Source organism: Pseudomonas sp. B707 (assembly GCF_022496685.1).
Taxonomy (GTDB): Bacteria; Pseudomonadota; Gammaproteobacteria; order Pseudomonadales; family Pseudomonadaceae; genus Aquipseudomonas; species Aquipseudomonas paraglycinae.
The window spans coordinates 227,550-247,239 of sequence record NZ_WTVE01000023.1 but is presented as its reverse complement, the minus strand read 5'-3'; the positions used below and the strand labels follow the sequence as shown (position 1 = coordinate 247,239).

The following is a 19,690-nucleotide window of genomic DNA, read 5'->3' as shown; positions in this document are numbered from 1 at the left end:
ACGACCGAGCAGACCAACGGACTCAGCCGGTTCATCTCAGCCTAGGCTCACAGCCAAACACTGCACGATTGAAAATATGAGCAAACGTCTCCAACTAGGAGTTATCAGCTCTCCACCGGATTCCGATCATGACCGACCCACTCCTCATCCCCTGCCCCTCCTGCAACGGCCTCAACCGCATTCCCGCCGAGCGCCTCAACGATCACCCGAAGTGCGGGCGCTGCAAGTCCGAGGTGCTGTTGAACAAGCCGTTCGAGCTCAAGCAAGGCGATTACGCCAGTCAAATCAAGGGTGATCTGCCGTTGCTGGTGGACGTGTGGGCGGAGTGGTGCGGGCCGTGCAAGTCGTTTGCGCCGGTGTTCGAGCAGGCGGCTGCGCAGCTGGCGGGCAAATGCCGGCTGGCCAAGCTGGACAGCGAGGCCAATCAGCAGTTGTCGGCGCAGCTGGGGATTCGTTCGATTCCGAGCCTGATTCTGTTCCGCAACGGCCGGGAAGTCGCCCGTCAGAGTGGGGCCTTCCCGTTGTCGCAGTTGATGGCCTGGCTGCGCAGCCAGGGCATCTGACAAGGCTTCAGGCGTCTTCGAGCAGGTTATGCAGTTCGACGAACTGTTGCGTCAGCTTGTGCCGTGGGTCGAGGTGGATCAGCGGCGTGTTGGCTTGATGCGATTCGCGCATGCGCACTGAACTGGCGAGGTAGACCGGCAGCACCGGCAGGCCCTCGGCGATCAGTTCGTCGAGGATCTGCTGCGGCAGGCTGGCCCGGGCCTGGAACTGGTTGACCACAATACCTTCGACTTCCAGGCCTTCGTTGTGGTCTTCCTTCAACTCGTCGATCTCGGCGATCAGACCGTACAGGGCCTGACGCGAGAAGCTGTCGCAGTCAAAGGGAATCAAAACCCGATCGGCGGCAATCAGTGCCGAGACCGCGTAGAAATTCAGCGCCGGTGGCGTATCCAGATAGATCCGGTCGTAATCTTCCGACAACTCGTCGAGCAGCTTTCGCAGCTTGTTGATCTTGTGCTTGGCCTCAAGCTTGGGCTGCAGGTCAGCCAGTTCGGCAGTGGCGGTGATGATGTGCAGGTTGTCGAAGGGCGTTTCGTAGATATCCGCCTGATTCTTTTTCGAGAACGGCCCGGAAGACAGGGTCTGCTTGAAGAAATCGGCAATGCCCATCGGAATGTCATCACCCGTGAGCCCGGTCAGATACTGAGTGGAATTGGCCTGGGCATCGAGGTCGACCAACAGCGTGCGATAACCCTCGCTGGCGCTTACCGCCGCCAGATTGCAGGCAATGCTGGATTTGCCCACGCCACCTTTCTGATTGAACACCACGCGCCGCATGACAAAACCTCCGTGTATCAAAGAATGACCGAGTGTAGTGGTGCCCGGTGCCGGTTCGCTACCTCGATGGGCACGGACTACAGAGTCGGGCGCCAATATCCCAATGAATACGGCGCAAAGACACCCGATGATCGCCGATTCGCCTGACAGACAGACACCCGACAATCTGGATAATGGCCAAGTGATAGCTCTTGCCGCGTACCATTCGGTTCATTTCGTCGTTCAAAATGTAACCAGCATTTGCTACACACTCGTCGCACCGGGATAATGCGCGCCACCCGGCGCCACGCGCCATGCCATTTCAGGCTAAATCAGCTCAGCGGCGACGTTGGCGAAACCGCGTCAACTCAGCCCGCAGGGGCGGGATAAATGTCCGTGATCAACTTCAACATCGCCCAATGGCGCGCCTGGGCTCCCGGGCTCGACAGTGTGGAAGCCTGGCAAGCCTGGAGCCGACAACCGGTCGTGCTCGAAAGCAGCGATGCCGCACCCGATGTTTCGTTTCTGCCGGCCATGCAGCGCCGTCGTCTCAGCCGTCTGGCGCGGATGGCGTTCAGTGTCGGCTGGCCGCTGGCCGACGGTCGGGAAAACCTGCCGCTGGTGTTCGTCTCCCGGCACGGCGAAACCCCGCGCACCTTTGAAATCCTCAGCGATCTGGCCAACGAACAGCCGCTGTCGCCGACCCAGTTCAGCCTGTCGGTGCACAACGCGATCATCGGCCTGTGGTCGATCATGCGCGGCGAAACCAGCGAAATGACCGCCCTCGCCGCGGCTGGCGACGGACTTGAACACGGCATGCTCGAAGCGGCGACATTGTTGAACGAAGGGGCCCCCGCCGTGCTGCTGGTGATCACCGAGGAACAACCGCCCGAAGCTTATTCGACGTGGATCGACGACGTACCGTTTCCCTATGCCGTCGGGCTGTTGCTCACCCCCGGTACCGACTGGCGGCTGACCCTGAACAGCGCCCCCGAAGCACGGTCAAAAACGCAGTGGCCCCACGCACTGAATCTGCTGCGAACCCTGCTCGGTCAGCAACCCCATTGCCAACATGCCTGGAAGACTCGTCTATGGACCTGGCAACGCAACCCGTGATCGGAAAAAACCGCGACGCCTATTACTGGCGTCTGCTGGCCACTGCCACCAGCTTCGCCCTGTTCGGGCTCGGTGGTCTGTGCCTGCGCCTGCTGGTATTTCCATTGCTCGGTTGTCTGCCGGGCGATGCCATTACGCATCGCGAACGGGCACGCCAGACCGTCAGCCGGCTGTTCTGGTTTTTTGTCCGGTTCATGGCCCGTACCGGCGTGCTGACCTATGACATTCAGGGCGCCGAACGCCTCGGCCGTCCGGGGCAGATGATTATCGCCAACCACCCTTCACTGATCGACGTAGTGTTTCTCATCGGTCTGGTGCGCGGTGCCAACTGCGTGGTGAAGAAAAGCCTGTGGGAAAACCCCTTCACTCGCGGCCCGCTGAGCAGCACCGAATACATCAGCAACGACGGCAGCATGGACATGCTCGACGCCGCCGCCGGTGCCTTGCAGAGCGGGCAGACCCTGATCATTTTTCCCGAAGGCACCCGCACCCAGCCAGGTCAGGCGCCAGCCTTTCATCGGGGCGCGGCGGCCATCGCGCTGCGCGGTGCGAAAATCCTCACCCCGGTGGTCATCAAGGTCAGTCCGACCACCCTGACCAAGGCCGAGCCCTGGTATCGCATTCCCAGTCGCCGCGTGCACTTCAGTTTTCACGTCGGGGCCGATATAGACCCACAGACTTTCGCCGCGCAGGGGCCAGCGCCCCAGGCTTCGCGCAAGCTCAACGACTATTTGCACCAATTCTTTATCAAGGAGCTCGCCGAAGATGAGCGATCTAAACCGTGACATCAAAGAGCTGATCATCGACGCCCTGGGCCTCGAAGACATCAGCGCAGAGGACATCGGCGACGACCAGACGCTGTTCGGCGAAGGCCTGGGCCTGGATTCCGTCGACGCCCTGGAGCTCGGCCTGGCGATCCAGAAAAAGTACGGCATCAAGATCGACGCCGACGCCAAGGACACCCGCAACCATTTCTCCAACGTGGCGAGCCTTGCGGCGTTCGTCACGGCAAAACAGGCAGCTTGAGACCGGACCATGCAAACTCGTGACGACATCTTCAACACCCTGCGCGATGCCCTGGTCGAGCTGTTCGAACTGGACCCGGCTCGCGTGAGCCTGGAATCCAACCTGTATCAGGATCTGGAAATCGACAGCATCGACGCCGTCGACCTGATCGATCACATCAAACGCCAGACCGGCAAGAAAATCGCCGCCGAGGAATTCAAGTCGGTGCGCACCGTCAGCGACGTGGTCGAGGCGGTCTACCGTCTGGTTCAACCGGCCGCATGAGCCGACTGATCGGCCTCGGCCTGCTGCTGGCAGGCTTGCTGTATCCCTTTGCGGTGTATTTCGGCATGGAGCATTTCGCGCCATGGCAGTTCGGCCTGCTGCTGGGCGGCCTGTGGCTGGCCCGGGCGCTGACCGGCGAACGCAAGCCCGGCAGTTTGTGGATGGCCGGCGTGGCGATCGTGTTCTGCCTGCTGCTGGCGGTGTTCGACAGCCCTTTGCTGTTGCGCTGGTACCCGGTGCTGATCAGCGGCTTCATGCTGGTGCTGTTCAGCCTGAGCCTGAAATACGGCCCGCCGATGGTCGAGCGTCTGGCTCGCCTGCGTGAACCGCAACTGCCGCCCAAGGCGATTCGTTACACCCGCCAGGTCACCGTGGCCTGGAGCGTGTTTTTCTTTTGCAACGGTTTGTGCGCCGCCCTGCTGACACTGTGGGCGCCGCTGAACTGGTGGATGTTGTACACCGGCCTGATCTCCTACGGATTGATCGGCCTGATGTTTGCCATTGAATGGCTGATACGACAACGGGTAAGAGGTCGCCCATGAACTGGATAAAACTTGAGCAGCTGTTGCTCAAGGCCCTGCCGGCGCGCACGGTAACGAGCGCACCGGCATTCGATCATGCACAGCTGTGCGAACAGGCCCTGAGCCTGGCGGCAGGTCTGCAAGCGCGCGGCGTGCAACGTCTGGCGGTACATCTGGAAGATGCCGCCGACCTGGCCGTCGCCCTGCTCGGCGCCTGGCGTGCCGGCGTCAGCGTGTTGCTGCCGTCTGATCTGCAAGCGCAGACCCGCCAGCGCTGGTCGAACGACGTCGATCTGTGGCTGACCGATCAGGCCGGTGACGCTCGTCTGAGCGATTTGCTGCAACCTCCCCTGCCCGCTGCCGAACTGGATCTCGACCAGTGCCGGTTGAGCCTCTGCACCTCCGGCTCCAGCGGCGAGCCGAAACGCATCGACAAATCCCTGCGCCAACTGGCCAACGAAGTCGACGCCCTCGAACAGCTGTGGGGCGCGGATCTCGGCGAGGCCTGCATTCTTGGCAGCGTCGCCACCCAGCACATCTACGGCTTGCTGTTTCGTGTGCTGTGGCCGCTGTGCGCCGGGCGTCCATTCCTGCGCAAGCAACTGGCCTTCCCGGAAGACCTGCAACGCGCCAGCCGCGAGCACCCGGCCTTCGTCTGGGTCGCCAGTCCGGCGCTGCTCAAACGCATGGGCGACAACCTCGATTGGCCAGCCCTGAGCGTCGTGCGCCGGGTGTTTTCGTCCGGTGGCGCACTGCCGGCTGACGCCGCACAAAGCCTGCATCAACGCTTGGGACAGTGGCCGACGGAAATCCTCGGCAGCTCGGAAACCGGCGGCATTGCCTGGCGTCAGGGCGAACCGTTGTGGCAGCCGTTTGCCGGCGTCGAGTTGAGCCAGGACAGCGACGGCGCCTTGCTGATCGCTTCGCCCTACCTGCCCGCCGGGCATGTCGAACACACCGCCGATGCGGCGCGTATTCAGGCCGATGGCCGCTTTGAATTGCTCGGGCGGCTCGACCGGATCGTCAAACTCGAAGAAAAACGTATTTCCCTGCCGATGCTTGAACAGGCGCTGGTAGCCCACGACTGGGTCGCCGAAGCGCGTCTGGGCGTGGTGCAGGAAAACCGCGCGTCCCTCGGCGCCCTGCTGGTGCTCAGCGAATCCGGCCTGTTTGCCTTGCGCGAACATGGTCGACGCAGCCTGACCGAAACCTTGCGCCGTCATCTCGGCGACCATTGCGAAGCCCTGGCCCTGCCCCGCCGCTGGCGTCTGCTACGACAACTGCCGCTGACCTCACAGGGCAAATTGCCTCAAGCCGACGTCGAAGCCTTGCTGTTGGCGCCACGGCCAAAAGCACCGGAAATCCTGGAGCAGGCCGAAACCGAGGGCGAATGGAACCTGCAATTGAGCGTTCCGCCGGATCTGGCCTACTTCAGCGGCCACTTCCCCAAGGCCCCGGTACTGCCGGGCGTGGTGCAGGTCGAATGGGCGCTGAACCTGGGTCGGCAACTGCTGAACCTGCCCGGCGCGTTCGCCGGCATGGAAGTGCTGAAATTCCAGCAACTGGTGCGCCCCGGCGATGAAATCCAGTTGCACCTGCGCTTCGACCCGGAGCGCGGCAAGTTGTATTTCGCCTATCGCAACGACACCGCCACCTGCTCCAGCGGGCGGATTCTGCTGGGGACTGGCGATGCATAATCCTTGCGCAGTGATCCCGGTCTACAACCACGAAACCGCCATCGGCACGGTGGTCGACGCCCTGCTCGCCGAGGATCTGCCGTGCATTCTGGTGGACGACGCCAGCAGCAAATCCTGCGCGGCGGTGCTGGACGCGCTGGCCGAGCGCGAGCGGGTTCATCTGGTGCGCCTCACTGCCAATCAGGGCAAGGGCGGCGCGGTGATGACCGGTCTGCGTGAAGCCGCGCGGCTCGGCTTCAGCCATGCCTTGCAGGTCGACGCCGACGGTCAGCATGACTTGCAGGATGTCGCGCGTTTCATCGAAGAATCCCGCGCTCACCCCAAGTCGCTGATCTGCGGTTATCCGCTGTACGACGCCAGCGTGCCCAAGGGCCGTTTGTATGCGCGCTACCTGACCCACGTGATGGTGTGGATCAACACCCTGTCGCTGCAGATTCGCGACTCGATGTGCGGCTTCCGCGTGTATCCGCTGGAACCGACGCTGGGCGTGATCGACTCGGCGCGGATCGGCAAGCGCATGGATTTCGACTCGGACATTCTGGTGCGCCTGGCGTGGCGCAATCAGCCGATGCGCTGGTTGCAGACCAGCGTGCATTACCCGCTGGACGGCGTGTCGCACTTTCGCCTGTTCTACGACAACGTGCTGATCTCGAGCATGCACACGCGCCTGTTCTTCGGCATGTTGCTGCGCTTGCCCGTGATCCTCTGGCGACGGTGGCGCGCATGACCGTCGAGACCGACAAGAAGCACTGGGCCGACCGCGAAGAGCGCGGCAGTTTCCTGCTGATGAAATTCACCGCGTTCGCCGCCAAGGTCCTTGGTCGACGCCTGCTGAGTCCGTTGCTGTACGGCATCGTCCTGTACTTTTTCCTGTTCGGCCGCACTGCGCGGCGCAGTGCCTGGCAGTATCAGCAGCGCCTCGCCGACTGGAGCGGTCGCCACGAACTGCGCCCGACCCGGTGGCGAGTATTCCGCCAGTTCATGGCATTCGCCGATTCGCTGCTCGACAAGCTCGACGTGTGGAACGGCAAGCTGAAGATCGAGCAGATCGAAATCATCGACCCGGCGCTGTTGCGCAATCAGTTGCGCGGCAGTCGCGGGCAAATGCTGGTGGGCGCGCATCTGGGCAACCTCGAAGTGTGCCGGGCGCTGGCGGAGCTGGGCGAAAAGGTCACGATGAACGTGCTGGTGCACACCAAGCACGCCGAGCAATTCAATCGTCTGCTGGGCGAGGCCGGGGCGACCAACCTGCGACTGATCCAGGTCAGCGAGCTGGACCCGGTGATCATGCTGCAACTGCACGAACGGCTGGAGCGCGGCGAGTGGCTGGCGATTGCCGGCGACCGCGTGCCGCTGCATGGCGGGCGCAGCGTGACCGTGGACTTTCTCGGCCACCCGGCGCCATTTCCGCAAGGGCCGTGGCTGCTGGCCGGCCTGCTGAAATGTCCGGTCAACCTGCTGATGTGCCTCAAGCAACCAGACGGACACTACCGCCTGACTCTCGAGCCGTTCGCCGACGCCGTGGTGTGGTCACGCCGCGAGCGCGAACAGGTCATTCATCAGTGGGCCACCCGCTATGCGCAACGCCTGAGTCACTATTGCCTCGAAGCACCGTGCCAATGGTTCAACTTTTACCCATTCTGGAAAACCGATGACAACGCCAACTCCTGAGCCGGTCACCTTCGGCGAACGCCCTTTGCGCATCGAAGACGTGCTGGCCCTGGCCAACCGTCAGGCGCCCATGCAGTTGCAGAGCGACGCGCCTTATCGCGAACGCATCGCCAAGGGCGCGCGGTTCCTCGATTCGCTGCTGGACAAGGAAGGCGTGATCTACGGCGTGACCACCGGTTACGGCGATTCCTGCGTGGTCGCAGTGCCGTTGCATCACGTCGAGGCGCTGCCGCGTCATCTCTACACGTTCCACGGTTGCGGGCTGGGCAAACTGCTCGATGCCCAGGCCACCCGCGCGGTGCTGGCGGCGCGTTTGCAGTCGCTGTGCCACGGCGTGTCCGGGGTGCGCATCGAGTTGCTGGAGCGCCTGCATGCGTTTCTTGAACACGACATTTTGCCGCTGATTCCTGAAGAGGGCTCGGTGGGCGCCAGCGGCGACCTGACGCCGCTGTCCTACGTCGCCGCGACCCTGTCCGGCGAGCGTGAAGTGATGTTCCGTGGCGAACGCCGCCAGGCTGCCGATGTGCACCGCGAACTGGGCTGGACACCGTTGGTGCTGCGCCCGAAAGAAGCGCTGGCATTGATGAACGGCACCGCCGTGATGACCGGTCTGGCCTGCCTGGCTTACGCCCGCGCCGATTACCTGCTGCAACTGGCCACCCGCATCACCGCGCTGAACGTGGTGGCGCTGCAAGGTAATCCTGAACACTTCGACGAGCGCCTGTTCGCCGCCAAGCCGCATCCGGGGCAGATGCAGGTCGCCGCGTGGCTGCGCAAGGATCTGGCGATCGACGCACCGACCGCGCCGCTGCACCGCTTGCAGGATCGCTACTCGCTGCGCTGCGCACCACACGTGCTTGGCGTGCTGGCCGACAGCCTGAACTGGCTGCGTTCGTTCATCGAGACCGAACTCAACAGCGCCAACGACAACCCGATCATCGACGCCGAAGCCGAACGCGTGTTGCACGGCGGGCACTTCTACGGCGGACATATCGCGTTCGCCATGGACAGCCTGAAAAACCTCGTGGCCAACGTCGCCGACCTGCTCGACCGACAACTCGCGCTACTGGTGGACGAGCGTTACAACCACGGTTTGCCGAGCAACCTGTCGGGCGCCAGCGCCGACCGCGCGATGCTCAACCACGGCTTTAAAGCTGTGCAGATCGGCGCCAGTGCCTGGACCGCCGAAGCGTTGAAAAACACCATGCCGGCCAGCGTGTTCTCGCGCTCCACCGAGTGCCACAACCAGGACAAGGTGAGCATGGGCACCATCGCCGCCCGCGACGCCATTCGTGTGCTGGAGCTGACCGAACAGGTCGCCGCCGCCACGTTGCTGGCGGCCAATCAAGGCGTATGGCTGCGCGGTCGCGATGCAGACGCGCGTCCGCTGCCGCCATCGCTGGCCGCCATGCACGAGCAACTGGCCCGGGACTTCCCGCCGGTGATCGAAGACCGTGCCCTGGAAGGTGAATTGCGCCTGTGCCTGCAACGCATCGCCGAGCAACACTGGAGGCTGCATGCGTAGTGCCGGAGTGCTTCACGCCGATACGGAAATCCTCGTGCCGTTCTTTGACGTCGACACCATGCACGTCGTCTGGCACGGCCATTACGTGAAATACCTGGAAGTGGCGCGCTGTGCACTGCTCGACAAGATCGGCCACAACTACAACCAGATGGTCGACTCGGGCTATGCCTGGCCGGTGATCGACCTGCAACTGCGCTACGTGCGCGGCGCGGTGTTCGGTCAGCGGCTGAACGTGCGCGCCAGTCTGGTGGAGTGGGAAAACCGCCTGAAGATTCACTACCTGATCACCGATGCCGAGACCGGTGAACGCCTGACCCGCGCCAGCTCGGTGCAGGTGGCGGTCGAGATGAGCAGCCGCGAGATGCAACTGGCCTCGCCGAAAGTCTTCACCGATGCCGTGGAAAGGATGCTGCGATGAATGTGTTGTTGAAATCCCTGGGGGCCCTGGCACTGCTGACGCTGTCGTCGCTGGCCAACGCCTTCGACCTGCAACAGTTGAGCGAGCAACTGGCGAAGCCGGACGTGATCCACGGCCAGTTCATCCAGGAAAAACACCTGCGTGCCCTCCCTCAGCCACTGATCAGCAAGGGCAGTTTTGTCCTCGCCAAAAACCACGGCCTGCTGTGGCTGCTGAAAACTCCGCTGCAACAGGATTACCGGATCAGCGCCAAGGGCATCGCCCGGCGTGATGCCACCGGCTGGCAACTGCTGCCGAACAAGAGCGCCGGGGCCGAACAGAACCGTTTGTTCCTCGCGGTGCTGCAAGGCGACAGCAGCGGTCTGCAACGGGATTTCGAACTGGCCCTGAGCGGCGATGCGCAGAAATGGCAACTGACCCTGACCCCGCGCTCGGTGCTGCTCAAGCAGGTCTTCAATCAGATCAACATCAGCGGCGGCGCGTTGGTGAACACCATCGAACTGCTGGAAACCCAGGGCGACAGCACCGTGCTGCGCATGCAGGACAGCACCGCCGGCCAACCTCTGAGCGACGCGGAGCAACATGACTTTGCCGAGTGAACGCAGGCTGCCCTGGCTGTTCCTGATCCTGCTGCTGGCGGTTGTCGCACTGGGCGCCTGGCAGTGGCGCGACGGTGCGCCGCTGTCGGCCAACCTGATGGAACTGGTACCCGGCACCCACCCGGACGCCCTCGAACTGCGCGCCGAACAACGCATGCAGGAACCGCTCAACCGCGACATGCTGGTGCTGGTCGGCCACGCCGATCGCCAGCAAGCGGTCGCCATGGCCCAGACCCTGGGCGAGCAATGGCAGGCCAGCGGGCTGTTCGAAAAGGTCCAGTGGAACCTGCAAGCCGACCTGCCGGCCCTGCGCACGCAGTTGCTGCAAGGGCGGCTGGCGATGCTCTCGGCGGATGACCGACAACTGCTGATAGAACATCCCGACGCCTTTATCCAGCAACGGGTACAGGCACTGTTCGACCCGTTCACCGGGTTCAGTCTGGTGCCGAGTCAGGACGACTGGCTGGGCCTGACCGGGCGCATCCAGAACAGCCAGCCGCAACATGGCGCGGTGCAACTGGACATCGGCAGCGGCGCGTTGATCGCCGACGCCGACGGCAAGAGCTGGGTGCTGCTGCGCGCACGCACCACCGGCAGCGCCTTCGACATGAATCAACCGCTGCAAGTCGCCGCCCTGCTGCAACACAGCCGTGAGCAAGCGGCGAGTGCCGACGTGCAATTGCTGGCCGCCAGCGGCCTGCTATACGCCGCCAACGGTCAGCAGCAGGCGACCCGGGAAATGACCTGGGTCGGCGGCGGCGCCACCATCGGCATTCTGCTGCTGTTGCTGCTCGCCTTCCGCCGCTGGCGGGTGCTGCTGGCGTTCATTCCGGTGCTGGTGGGCATGCTGTTCGGTGCAGTGGCCTGCGTGGCGCTGTTCGGGCACATGCACGTGATGACGCTGGTGCTCGGTTCCAGCCTGATCGGCGTGGCGGTGGATTACCCGCTGCACTACCTGTCCAAGAGCTGGAGCCTCAAGCCGTGGCACAGCTGGCCGGCGTTGCGCCTGACCCTGTCCGGGCTGACGCTGAGCCTGATCACCAGCGCCATCGGTTACCTGGCACTGGCCTGGACGCCTTTCCCGGCGCTGACCCAGATCGCGGTGTTCTCCGCCGCCGGTTTGCTCGGCGCCTACCTGTCGGCGGTGTGCCTGTTGCCAGCCTTGCTGAAAAACGTCGAACTGCGCCCGGCGCAATGGCCGCTGCAACTGGCCGAGCGTCTGGTGCGATTGCGGGAAACCCTGCTCGAACACGTCAGGACGCCAGTGTTGCTGGCCCTGCTGATCGCCTTCTGCGTCGGTGGCCTGCTGCAACTGGAGAGCAAGAACGACATTCGCCAGTGGGTCGGCGCGCCGCAACGTCTGACCGATGAGGCGCAGACTATTGCGCGGATTACCGGCTACCAGCCGACCAGCCAGTTCTTCCTGGTGCGCGCCGCCGATCAGCAGCAATTGCTGGAACGGCAAGCGGCCCTGAGCGAGCGGCTGGATCAACTGGTCAACCTCGACAAGTTGCAGGGTTATCTGGCGCTCAATCAACTGGTCAGCCCGCCGGCTCAGCAACAACAAGTGCGTGAAGCGCTGAGCAAGTTGCCGCAGTTCTGGCAGCCCTTGCTGGAGGTCGGCGTGCCGCTGGCGGCGCTGCAAACCGAGCTGCAACAGTTGCAAACGCTGCCCGCCGAAGACATCGATGCAGCGCTGGCCGGCCCGCTCGGCGAGCCCTACCGCACGTTGTGGCTCGGGCCGACCGAGGATGGCGTGGCGGCAATGGTCAGCCTGCAAGGCCTGAACAATCCGTCGCTGCTGCGGGTGCAGGCGCTGGACCTGCCCGGCGTGATGCTGGTGGACCGGCTCGGCGATCTGAACAAGGTGTTCGCCCAGACCCAGATCAGCGCCGCTGAGCTGAAACTCGCGTCCTGCGTGTTGATCGTGCTGGTGCTGATGCTGCCGTTCGGTCTTGGTGGCGCCCTGCGAATCGTCGCCCTGCCGCTGCTCGCTGCGCTGTGCAGCCTCGCCAGCCTGGGCTGGCTCGGTCAGCCGCTGACCCTGTTCAGCCTGTTCGGCCTGTTGCTGGTGACGGCGATCAGCGTCGACTACGCGATCCTCATGCGCGAGCAGGTCGGCGGCGCGGCCGTCAGCCTGCTCGGCACCTTGCTCGCGGCCGCCACCACCTGGCTGTCGTTCGGTCTGCTGGCGGTGTCGAGTACGCCGGCGGTGAGTAACTTCGGCTTGTCGGTGAGCCTCGGGCTGGCGTTCAGCTTCATGCTCGCGCCGTGGGCCGGGCGTCAGGCCCACGCGGTTTCCGTCACGGAGCCTTCAGCATGATGGTGGTGATTTTCTGGCTGATGGCCCTGGCGCTGTTCTTCGTGGCTACCCGGGTCGGCCGGCACTTCGGGCTGATCCCGATCGTCAGTCAATTGCTGCTGGCCAGCTTCGGCCTGCCGCTGCTGATGTACTTCTGGATCGAACCGGGCTGGCAACTCAACGGCGCCGAACTGATCGCGCCGGGCTGGCTGAAAAACCTCTACAGCCTGAGCTTTGCCCTGTTGCTGGGGCACATCCTCAGCGACGTGATCGACCTGCGCCTGGACCGGCAGAGCGTGAAGATCGCCCTGCCGAGTTTCGCCGTGCCGTTCACCTGCGGCCTGGCGACGGCGTACTGGCTGTTGCCGACGCAGCCGTGGATCAACTCGTTGGCGATCGGTCTGGTGTTCGCCATCACCGCGATCCCGGTGTTGTACCTGTACCTGCGCCACATCGACTACCCGCCCGCCGCCACCCGGCGTCTGGTGCAGACCGCGATCCTGATCGACCTGACCTGCTGGACCCTGTTCGGCCTCGCCCAGGGCAGCCTGCACCTGAGCAGTCTGCTGATACCGCTGGGGATGGCCTGCGTGCCGGTGCTGCTGCGGGTATTCGGCATACGCCGGCCATTGACCTACAGCCTCGGTTTTTTTGCGCTGCTGGTGCTGGCCGAACACTACAAACTCAACGCGCTGATTTTCGGCATCGGCTATCTGCTGTGCATGGCCGCGCTCAAGGTGCCACTGGTATTGCCGATCCCGGCGCACTGGATGAACCGCTTGCAGACGTGGGTCGCGATTCCGCTGATCCTGACTTTCGGCATCGTCCAGATCGACGTGCACAGCGCCCTCGCCAGCCTCGGCGCCGGGCAATGGGCAGCGCTGCTGCTGTTGCCGGTCGCCAGCAAAATCGTGGGCAACTGGCTCGGCCTCGGCTGGGCCGGCGCGTCGTTCGCAGGCGCCAGTCGCTGGCGCGAAAGCGTGCTGCTGAACATTCGCGGATTGAGCGAAATCGTCTTTCTCAACCTGCTGTTGCAACAACAACTCATCAGCCCGGCGTTGTACTTTGCGCTGATGCTGATGGGTCTGATCGCGACGCTGTTGCCGGCCTTCATCGGCCTGCACCGGGCGTCACTGAACCCTATTGCCGTACCCAGGAGCTCGCGTGCCAATCGTTGAAATGGAATCCCGTCAGGTCGTGATCATCGGCGCCGGCCCCTCCGGCGCCATCGCCGCCGCATTGCTCAAGCGCAAGGGGCACGACGTGCTGGTGATCGAGCGCCAGCATTTCCCGAGGTTCTCCATCGGTGAAAGCCTGCTCTGCCATTGCCTGGATTTCGTCGAAGAAGCCGGCATGCTCGAGGCGGTGAATGCCGCCGGGTTCCAGCGCAAGAACGGCGCGGCATTCGCCTGGGGCGAGCGCTACAGCGCCTTCGATTTTGGTGACACCTTCACCGCCGGCAAGCCCACGACGCTGCAGGTGCAACGCGCCGACTTCGACAAATTGCTGGCCGATCAGGCGGCATTGCAGGGCGCGGAAATCCGCTACGGCGACGCGATTGTCAGCGTCGATTTCGAACGCCCGCGACCGCAGCTGAATGTGCGCCGCGAAGACGGCAGCGAATACCGCGTCGAAGCCGACTTTGTCCTCGATGCCAGCGGTTACGGCCGCGTGTTGTCACGTTTGCTCGACCTGGAAGCACCATCGAATTTCCCGGTTCGCCAGGCCGTCTTCACTCACGTTGAAGACCACATTGATCATCCCGGTTTCGACCGCGAGAAGATCCTTATCACCACCCACCCGCAGCACCGCGATATCTGGTTCTGGTCGATCCCGTTCAGCAACGGTCGCTGCTCGATGGGCGTGGTGGCTGCCGCTGAACATTTCGCAGGTCGCGACACCGACCTCGACGCCTGCCTGCGCGGGTTCATCGCCGAAACCCCGAGCCTGGCCAAGGTGCTGAACAACGCCGTGTGGGACACCCCGGCGCGCACCCTCGGCGGCTATGCGGCGAACGTCAAAACCCTGCACGGCCCGGGCTTCGCGCTGCTGGGCAACGCGGCGGAATTTCTCGACCCGGTGTTCTCCTCGGGCGTGACCATTGCCATGCGTTCGGCGAGCATGGCCGCCGCTGTGCTGCACCGACAGTTGCAGGGCGAAACGGTGGACTGGCAGCGGGAGTTCGCCGAGCCGCTGAAACGCGGGGTCGACACGTTCCGCTGCTACGTCGAAGGCTGGTACGCCGGCACCTTTCAGGACGTGATTTTCCACGAGCAAGGCTCCCCGGAAATCCGCCGCATGATCTGCTCGATCCTCGCCGGTTACGCCTGGGACGAACGCAACCCGTTCGTCAGTGAAGCGCGCCGTCGTTTGAAGACGATCTCCGAACTCTGTGCAAGGGACGACACATGAATTACCTGAGCGACAACTACGTCGAGGAAACCCGCTTCGGCTTCTGGTTCCTGCGCAGCCACACCTGGCAGCACCATGTGCTGCGCGTGGCGATCAACGATCTGCGCGGGCTGTTCAGCGAATCGTTGCCAGCCAGTCCGGTGCTGCTGGATGCCGGTTGCGGCCAGGGCAAATCGTTCGGCCACCTGCGCCAGACGTTCGCGCCACAGCGCCTGATCGGCGTCGATGCCGATCCGCACAGCCTGGAATTGAGCGCCGCCGAGGCCGCGCGTCAGGGCTTCGACGTTGAGCTGATCGGCAGCGACTGCGCGACGCTGAATGTGCCGGACGCCAGTGTCGACCTGCTGTTCTGTCACCAGACCTTCCATCACCTGGTGGAGCAGGAAAAAGCCCTGGCCGAGTTCTATCGGGTGCTCAAGCCGGGCGGTTATCTGCTGTTCGCCGAGTCCACCGAGGCTTACATTGATACGTGGGTGATTCGCTGGCTGTTCCGTCATCCGATGCATGTGCAAAAGAGCGCGGCGCAGTACCTGGAGATGATTCGCCAGCAGGGTTTCGAGTTCGGCGAACAGAACGTTTCGTACCCGTATCTGTGGTGGAGCCGGTCGAAGGATTTCGGTCTGCTCGAGCGTTTTGGATTGCACAAACCAAAACCATTCGGCCAGCGGGAAGAAACCCTGGTCAACGTGGTGGCCCGCAAACCCTTGAACGAGGCTGTCTGATGTTGCGTGTTCTGCTGCTCGCCTGCGTCTTGCTGCTCGGTGCCTGCGCCAGTCAGGCGCCGCTGCCGGCCGGCAACCCGAGCCTGCCGCTGCCGATGCAATTGCATATCGAACGTCACCTGGCCGGGCAACAGCAAGACTGGTTGCTGGTGATCCAGCGCGAAGGGCCCGGCATCCGCTGGTCGATGATGGATCCGCTGGGCATTCCCCAGGCCCGTCAGCAATTGATCGACGGACACTGGCAGGCCGACGGCCTGCTGCCGCCCAACCCGGAAGCCCGGGAGCTGTTCGCCGCGCTGCTGTTCGCCCTGACCCCGGCGAGCGAGCTGTCGCGCAACTACCCCGAGGCGCAACAACAGGGCGGCCAACGTTCCCTGCCGGCGCGCTGGGACATCCGTTACACCCAACCCTTGAGCTTCGAATTGAACCTGCCACAAGGCCCGCACTATCGCGTAACGCCACTCGGTGAACCGACGTCATGACCGCCTACCTCAATGCCCTCGGCGTGATCTGCGCCCTGGGGCGCGACAAGCAAGCCGTGGCACGCAACCTGTTTGCCGGCGACTGCTCGGGCATGCGCCGCGAGTCCGGCTGGGTGCCGGAGCGTGAACTGCCGGTGGCCGCCGTGCACGGCGATCTGGCGCCGATTCCCGAAGCGCTGGCCGACCAGCGCAGCCGCAACAATCAACTGTTGCTGGAAGCCGCGTTGCAGATTCGCGATGACATCGAGCACGCGATCCAGACTTACGGCCGCGAGCGCATCGGCGTGGTGCTCGGCACCAGCACTTCGGGCATCGACGAGGCCAGCCGAGGCCTCGCGCACTACATTCGCGACCAGCAGTTCCCGGCCGATTACGACTACCGGCAACAGGAGCTCGGCGCCCCGGCGAATTTCCTCGCCGACTGGCTGCAACTGAGCGGCCCGACCTATGTGATTTCCACCGCCTGCACTTCCAGCGCACGCGCGCTGATGAGCGCCCGACGCCTGCTCGATCTGGGCCTGTGCGACGCGGTGCTGTGCGGCGGTGTCGACAGCCTGTGCAAACTGACCCTCAACGGTTTCAGTGCGCTGGAAGCGGTGTCGGACGAGCGCTGCAATCCGTTTTCCGCCAACCGCAACGGCATCAACATCGGCGAAGCGGCGGTGCTGTTCGTGATGAGCAAAGAGCGCGGTGCAGGGCCGGGCATTGCCCTGCTCGGCGCGGGCGCCAGCTCCGACGCGCACCACATTTCCGCACCGGAGCCGACCGGCCGTGGCGCCCTGCAATCGATGCAGAAGGCGCTCGACCAAGCCCATCTGCAAGCCGGTGACATCAGCTACCTGAACCTGCACGGCACCGCGACCCAGCACAACGACGCGATGGAAAGTCTGGCCGTCGCCGCGCTGTTTCCCGAAGGCGTACCGTGTTCCTCGACCAAACCGATGACCGGCCACACCCTCGGCGCCGCCGGCGCACTGGAAGCGGCGTTCTGCTGGTTGAGCCTGAGTGCCGACAACCCCGACCACGCCTTGCCGCCGCACGTCTGGGATGGCCAGCCGGATCCGGACCTTCCACCACTCAAGTGGGTGACCGCAAGCGAACGCCTGGCGTCCATTGCACCCCGCTACCTGATGAGCAACTCGTTTGCCTTCGGTGGCAATAACGTCAGCCTGATTATCGGAGACGCCCCATGAGCCACTGGCCGCTCGCCGAACTGCTGCCCCACGCTGGCGACATGATCCTGATCGACCGGATCCTGAGCTTTGACGACGAACAGATCCACACCACCCTCACCGTCCGGCCCGGCGGCCTGTTCAGCCTGCCCGACGGCAGCCTGCCGGCGTGGGTCGGCGTCGAGCTGATGGCGCAAAGCGTCGCCGCGTTCGCCGGCTGCCATGCGCGGCAGAAAGGCAACCCGGTGGAGCTGGGCTTTCTGCTCGGCACACGCAAGTTCGAATGCAATGTCGCGGCCTTTCCGGTTGGCAGCGAACTGACCATCCATGGCCTGCGCTCGCTGGAAGACGACAACGGCATGGGCGTATTCGAATGCCATATCAACGCGCCCGGCATCGAGGCCAGCGCCCGGCTGAACGTGTTCCGCCCGCCCCAGGCAGCGGACTATCTAGAGCAATCCAAGGAGTCGAACGATGACTGAATCAATACTGGTCACCGGCTCCAGCCGTGGCATCGGCCGCGCCATTGCCTTGCGCCTGGCCAGCGCCGGCCACGATATCGTCCTGCATTGCCGCAGCGGCGTAGCGGAAGCGCAAGCAGTGAAAGCCGAAGTCGAAGCGCTCGGGCGCAACGCGCGCATCCTGCAATTCGACGTGGCGGATCGCGAAACCTGCAAAGCCATCCTCGAAGCCGACGTTGAAGCCCACGGCGCCTACTACGGCGTGGTGCTCAATGCCGGCCTGACCCGCGACGGCGCCTTTCCGGCTCTGAGCGACGACGACTGGGACGTGGTGCTGCGCACCAACCTCGACGGTTTCTACAACGTCCTGCACCCGGTGATGATGCCGATGATCCGCCGCCGCGCCGCGGGTCGCATCGTTTGCATCACCTCAGTCTCGGGGCTGATCGGCAACCGTGGCCAGGTCAATTACAGCGCGTCGAAAGCGGGCGTGATCGGCGCCGCGAAAGCCTTGGCGATCGAACTGGCCAAGCGCAAGATCACGGTGAATTGCGTTGCGCCGGGCCTGATCGACACGGCGATGCTGGATGAAAACGTGCCGGTGGAAGAACTGATGAAAATGATCCCCGCACAACGCATGGGCACGCCTGAAGAGGTGGCCGGTGCGGTGAATTTCCTGATGTCGGCGGAAGCGTCGTACATCACCCGCCAGGTGCTGGCGGTCAACGGAGGCTTGTGCTGATGAAGCGCGTTGTCGTCACCGGCATGGCCGGCATTACCTCGCTGGGCAGCGACTGGGACACCATCGCCGGCAATTTCGCCGCCAACCGCAGCGGCATCCGCCGGATGGACGAGTGGGATCGCTTCAGCGAGCTCAACACGCGCCTGGCCGGGCCTATCGATGATTTCCAGGTGCCGGCGCACTGGACCCGCAAACAGCTGCGCAGCATGGGCCGTGTTTCGCGGCTGGCCGTCGGCGCGGCGGAAAAAGCGCTGGCCGATGCCGGCCTGCTCGGCGACGAGTCGATCAAGGACGGGCGCATGGGCGTGGCCTGCGGTTCGTCCACCGGCAGCACCGACGAGATCAAGGCGTTCGGCAACATGCTGCTCAACTCGGTGGCCGAGGGCCTCAACGCCAACTCCTACGTGCGCATGATGCCGCACACCACGGCGGCGAACATCAGCATCTTCTTCGGCCTCACCGGCCGTTTGATCCCGACCTCCAGCGCCTGCACCAGCGGCAGCCAGGGCATCGGTTATGCCTACGAGGCGATCAAGTTCGGACGCCTGCCGCTGATGCTCGCCGGTGGCGCCGAAGAACTGTGCCCGACGGAAGCCATGGTGTTCGACGCGCTGTACGCCACCAGCCTGAAAAACGATGCGCCGCACACCTCGCCACGCCCCTACGACAAGGGCCGCGACGGTCTGGTGATCGGTGAAGGCGGCGGCATGCTGGTGCTTGAAGAGCTGGAACACGCCCTGGCACGCGGTGCGCACATTCACGCCGAGATCGTCGGTTTCGGCAGCAACGCCGACGGCCAGCACACCACCCGCCCCGAGCAAGTCACCATGCGCCGGGCAATGGAACTGGCGCTGGAAGACGCAGGACTTGCGCCGGACGTCATCGGCTACGTCAACGGCCACGGCACCGCCACCGAACAGGGCGATGTCGCCGAAACCCTGGCCACCAGTGCCCTGTTCGGTGAACGCATGCCGATCAGTTCGCAAAAGAGCTTCCTGGGCCACACCCTCGGCGCCTGCGGGGCGCTGGAGTCGTGGTTCAGCATCGAGATGCTCAACCGCGACCTGTACGTGCACACGCTCAACCTCGACGAGGTCGATCCGCACTGCGGCAAGCTCGACTACCTGCGCGGCGAATTCCGCCAGATGAGCCACGAATACGTGATGAACAACAATTTCGCTTTCGGCGGGGTCAACACCTCGCTGATTTTCCGTCGCTGGCCCCAACCGAATTAATCCAG

At 63.9% G+C, this 19,690-nt stretch carries 22 protein-coding genes; 21 read left to right on the top strand and 1 reads right to left on the bottom strand.

Features of this window, described 5'->3' with window-relative positions; all coding sequences use genetic code 11:
• Nucleotides 1-128 precede the first annotated feature (128 nt).
• The gene (gene trxC, locus GQX66_RS11560; RefSeq protein WP_085746443.1) at nt 129-563 is read left to right on the top strand and encodes a thioredoxin TrxC; all 435 of its coding nucleotides are present in this window, start codon (nt 129-131) and stop codon (nt 561-563) included.
• A 7-nt stretch (nt 564-570) separates the two neighbouring features.
• Here the strand turns inward: trxC and GQX66_RS11555 are convergent, their stop codons facing one another.
• Nucleotides 571-1,341, bottom strand: coding sequence for a ParA family protein (locus GQX66_RS11555; RefSeq protein ID WP_007952339.1), 771 nt, complete (start codon nt 1,339-1,341; stop codon nt 571-573).
• A 369-nt stretch (nt 1,342-1,710) separates the two neighbouring features.
• Here GQX66_RS11555 and GQX66_RS11550 point away from each other — a divergent pair, with 369 nt between their 5' ends.
• From GQX66_RS11550 to GQX66_RS11455, 20 genes are read left to right on the top strand one after another with little or no spacing between them, the layout of a single operon-like run.
• On the top strand, nt 1,711-2,436 hold the full coding sequence (locus GQX66_RS11550; RefSeq protein WP_085746442.1) for a beta-ketoacyl synthase chain length factor: 726 nt from the start codon (nt 1,711-1,713) through the stop codon (nt 2,434-2,436).
• Complete coding sequence (locus GQX66_RS11545; RefSeq protein ID WP_240869023.1) at nt 2,412-3,221, top strand: lysophospholipid acyltransferase family protein; 810 nt, start codon at nt 2,412-2,414, stop codon at nt 3,219-3,221. The genes GQX66_RS11550 and GQX66_RS11545 overlap by 25 nt, the downstream gene beginning before the upstream one ends.
• Nucleotides 3,202-3,462 (top strand): phosphopantetheine-binding protein, encoded by a 261-nt coding sequence (locus GQX66_RS11540; RefSeq protein WP_007952344.1) that lies wholly within the window; start codon nt 3,202-3,204, stop codon nt 3,460-3,462. The genes GQX66_RS11545 and GQX66_RS11540 overlap by 20 nt, the downstream gene beginning before the upstream one ends.
• Before the next feature lie 9 nt (nt 3,463-3,471).
• Complete coding sequence (locus tag GQX66_RS11535) at nt 3,472-3,726, top strand: acyl carrier protein (protein WP_007947135.1); 255 nt, start codon at nt 3,472-3,474, stop codon at nt 3,724-3,726.
• Nucleotides 3,723-4,268: a hypothetical protein gene (locus tag GQX66_RS11530; protein ID WP_085746440.1), complete on the top strand. Its 546-nt coding sequence runs from the start codon at nt 3,723-3,725 to the stop codon at nt 4,266-4,268. Before GQX66_RS11535 ends, GQX66_RS11530 begins: the two co-directional genes overlap by 4 nt.
• Nucleotides 4,265-5,944, top strand: a complete 1,680-nt coding sequence (locus GQX66_RS11525) for an acyl-CoA synthetase family protein (RefSeq protein ID WP_240869020.1) — start codon at nt 4,265-4,267, stop codon at nt 5,942-5,944. The genes GQX66_RS11530 and GQX66_RS11525 overlap by 4 nt, the downstream gene beginning before the upstream one ends.
• A complete protein-coding gene (locus GQX66_RS11520) occupies nt 5,937-6,671 on the top strand; it encodes a glycosyltransferase family 2 protein (protein WP_102686830.1) in 735 nt (244 codons plus the stop codon). The genes GQX66_RS11525 and GQX66_RS11520 overlap by 8 nt, the downstream gene beginning before the upstream one ends.
• Nucleotides 6,668-7,615 (top strand): glycosyl transferase, encoded by a 948-nt coding sequence (locus GQX66_RS11515; RefSeq protein WP_039766474.1) that lies wholly within the window; start codon nt 6,668-6,670, stop codon nt 7,613-7,615. Before GQX66_RS11520 ends, GQX66_RS11515 begins: the two co-directional genes overlap by 4 nt.
• Nucleotides 7,596-9,140 (top strand): aromatic amino acid ammonia-lyase, encoded by a 1,545-nt coding sequence (locus GQX66_RS11510; RefSeq protein ID WP_240869017.1) that lies wholly within the window; start codon nt 7,596-7,598, stop codon nt 9,138-9,140. The genes GQX66_RS11515 and GQX66_RS11510 overlap by 20 nt, the downstream gene beginning before the upstream one ends.
• Entirely contained in the window at nt 9,133-9,558 is a 426-nt protein-coding gene (locus GQX66_RS11505; protein WP_085746436.1) for an acyl-CoA thioesterase, read from the top strand. Before GQX66_RS11510 ends, GQX66_RS11505 begins: the two co-directional genes overlap by 8 nt.
• Nucleotides 9,555-10,157, top strand: a complete 603-nt coding sequence (locus tag GQX66_RS11500) for an outer membrane lipoprotein carrier protein LolA (RefSeq protein ID WP_240869004.1) — start codon at nt 9,555-9,557, stop codon at nt 10,155-10,157. The genes GQX66_RS11505 and GQX66_RS11500 overlap by 4 nt, the downstream gene beginning before the upstream one ends.
• The gene (locus tag GQX66_RS11495) at nt 10,141-12,480 is read left to right on the top strand and encodes an MMPL family transporter (protein WP_240869002.1); all 2,340 of its coding nucleotides are present in this window, start codon (nt 10,141-10,143) and stop codon (nt 12,478-12,480) included. Before GQX66_RS11500 ends, GQX66_RS11495 begins: the two co-directional genes overlap by 17 nt.
• Nucleotides 12,477-13,637: a sodium:proton antiporter gene (locus tag GQX66_RS11490; protein ID WP_240868999.1), complete on the top strand. Its 1,161-nt coding sequence runs from the start codon at nt 12,477-12,479 to the stop codon at nt 13,635-13,637. The genes GQX66_RS11495 and GQX66_RS11490 overlap by 4 nt, the downstream gene beginning before the upstream one ends.
• Entirely contained in the window at nt 13,624-14,871 is a 1,248-nt protein-coding gene (locus tag GQX66_RS11485) for a tryptophan 7-halogenase (protein WP_240868996.1), read from the top strand. The genes GQX66_RS11490 and GQX66_RS11485 overlap by 14 nt, the downstream gene beginning before the upstream one ends.
• Complete coding sequence (locus GQX66_RS11480; RefSeq protein WP_085746431.1) at nt 14,868-15,593, top strand: class I SAM-dependent methyltransferase; 726 nt, start codon at nt 14,868-14,870, stop codon at nt 15,591-15,593. Before GQX66_RS11485 ends, GQX66_RS11480 begins: the two co-directional genes overlap by 4 nt.
• On the top strand, nt 15,593-16,075 hold the full coding sequence (locus GQX66_RS11475; RefSeq protein WP_134023641.1) for a hypothetical protein: 483 nt from the start codon (nt 15,593-15,595) through the stop codon (nt 16,073-16,075). Before GQX66_RS11480 ends, GQX66_RS11475 begins: the two co-directional genes overlap by 1 nt.
• On the top strand, nt 16,072-17,268 hold the full coding sequence (locus GQX66_RS11470; protein WP_085746430.1) for a beta-ketoacyl-[acyl-carrier-protein] synthase family protein: 1,197 nt from the start codon (nt 16,072-16,074) through the stop codon (nt 17,266-17,268). Before GQX66_RS11475 ends, GQX66_RS11470 begins: the two co-directional genes overlap by 4 nt.
• Complete coding sequence (locus GQX66_RS11465) at nt 17,265-17,729, top strand: hotdog family protein (protein WP_085746429.1); 465 nt, start codon at nt 17,265-17,267, stop codon at nt 17,727-17,729. Before GQX66_RS11470 ends, GQX66_RS11465 begins: the two co-directional genes overlap by 4 nt.
• Nucleotides 17,722-18,450, top strand: coding sequence for a 3-ketoacyl-ACP reductase FabG2 (locus GQX66_RS11460; RefSeq protein WP_240868992.1), 729 nt, complete (start codon nt 17,722-17,724; stop codon nt 18,448-18,450). Before GQX66_RS11465 ends, GQX66_RS11460 begins: the two co-directional genes overlap by 8 nt.
• Nucleotides 18,450-19,685 (top strand): beta-ketoacyl-ACP synthase, encoded by a 1,236-nt coding sequence (locus tag GQX66_RS11455; protein ID WP_085611127.1) that lies wholly within the window; start codon nt 18,450-18,452, stop codon nt 19,683-19,685. The genes GQX66_RS11460 and GQX66_RS11455 overlap by 1 nt, the downstream gene beginning before the upstream one ends.
• Nucleotides 19,686-19,690 lie beyond the last annotated feature (5 nt).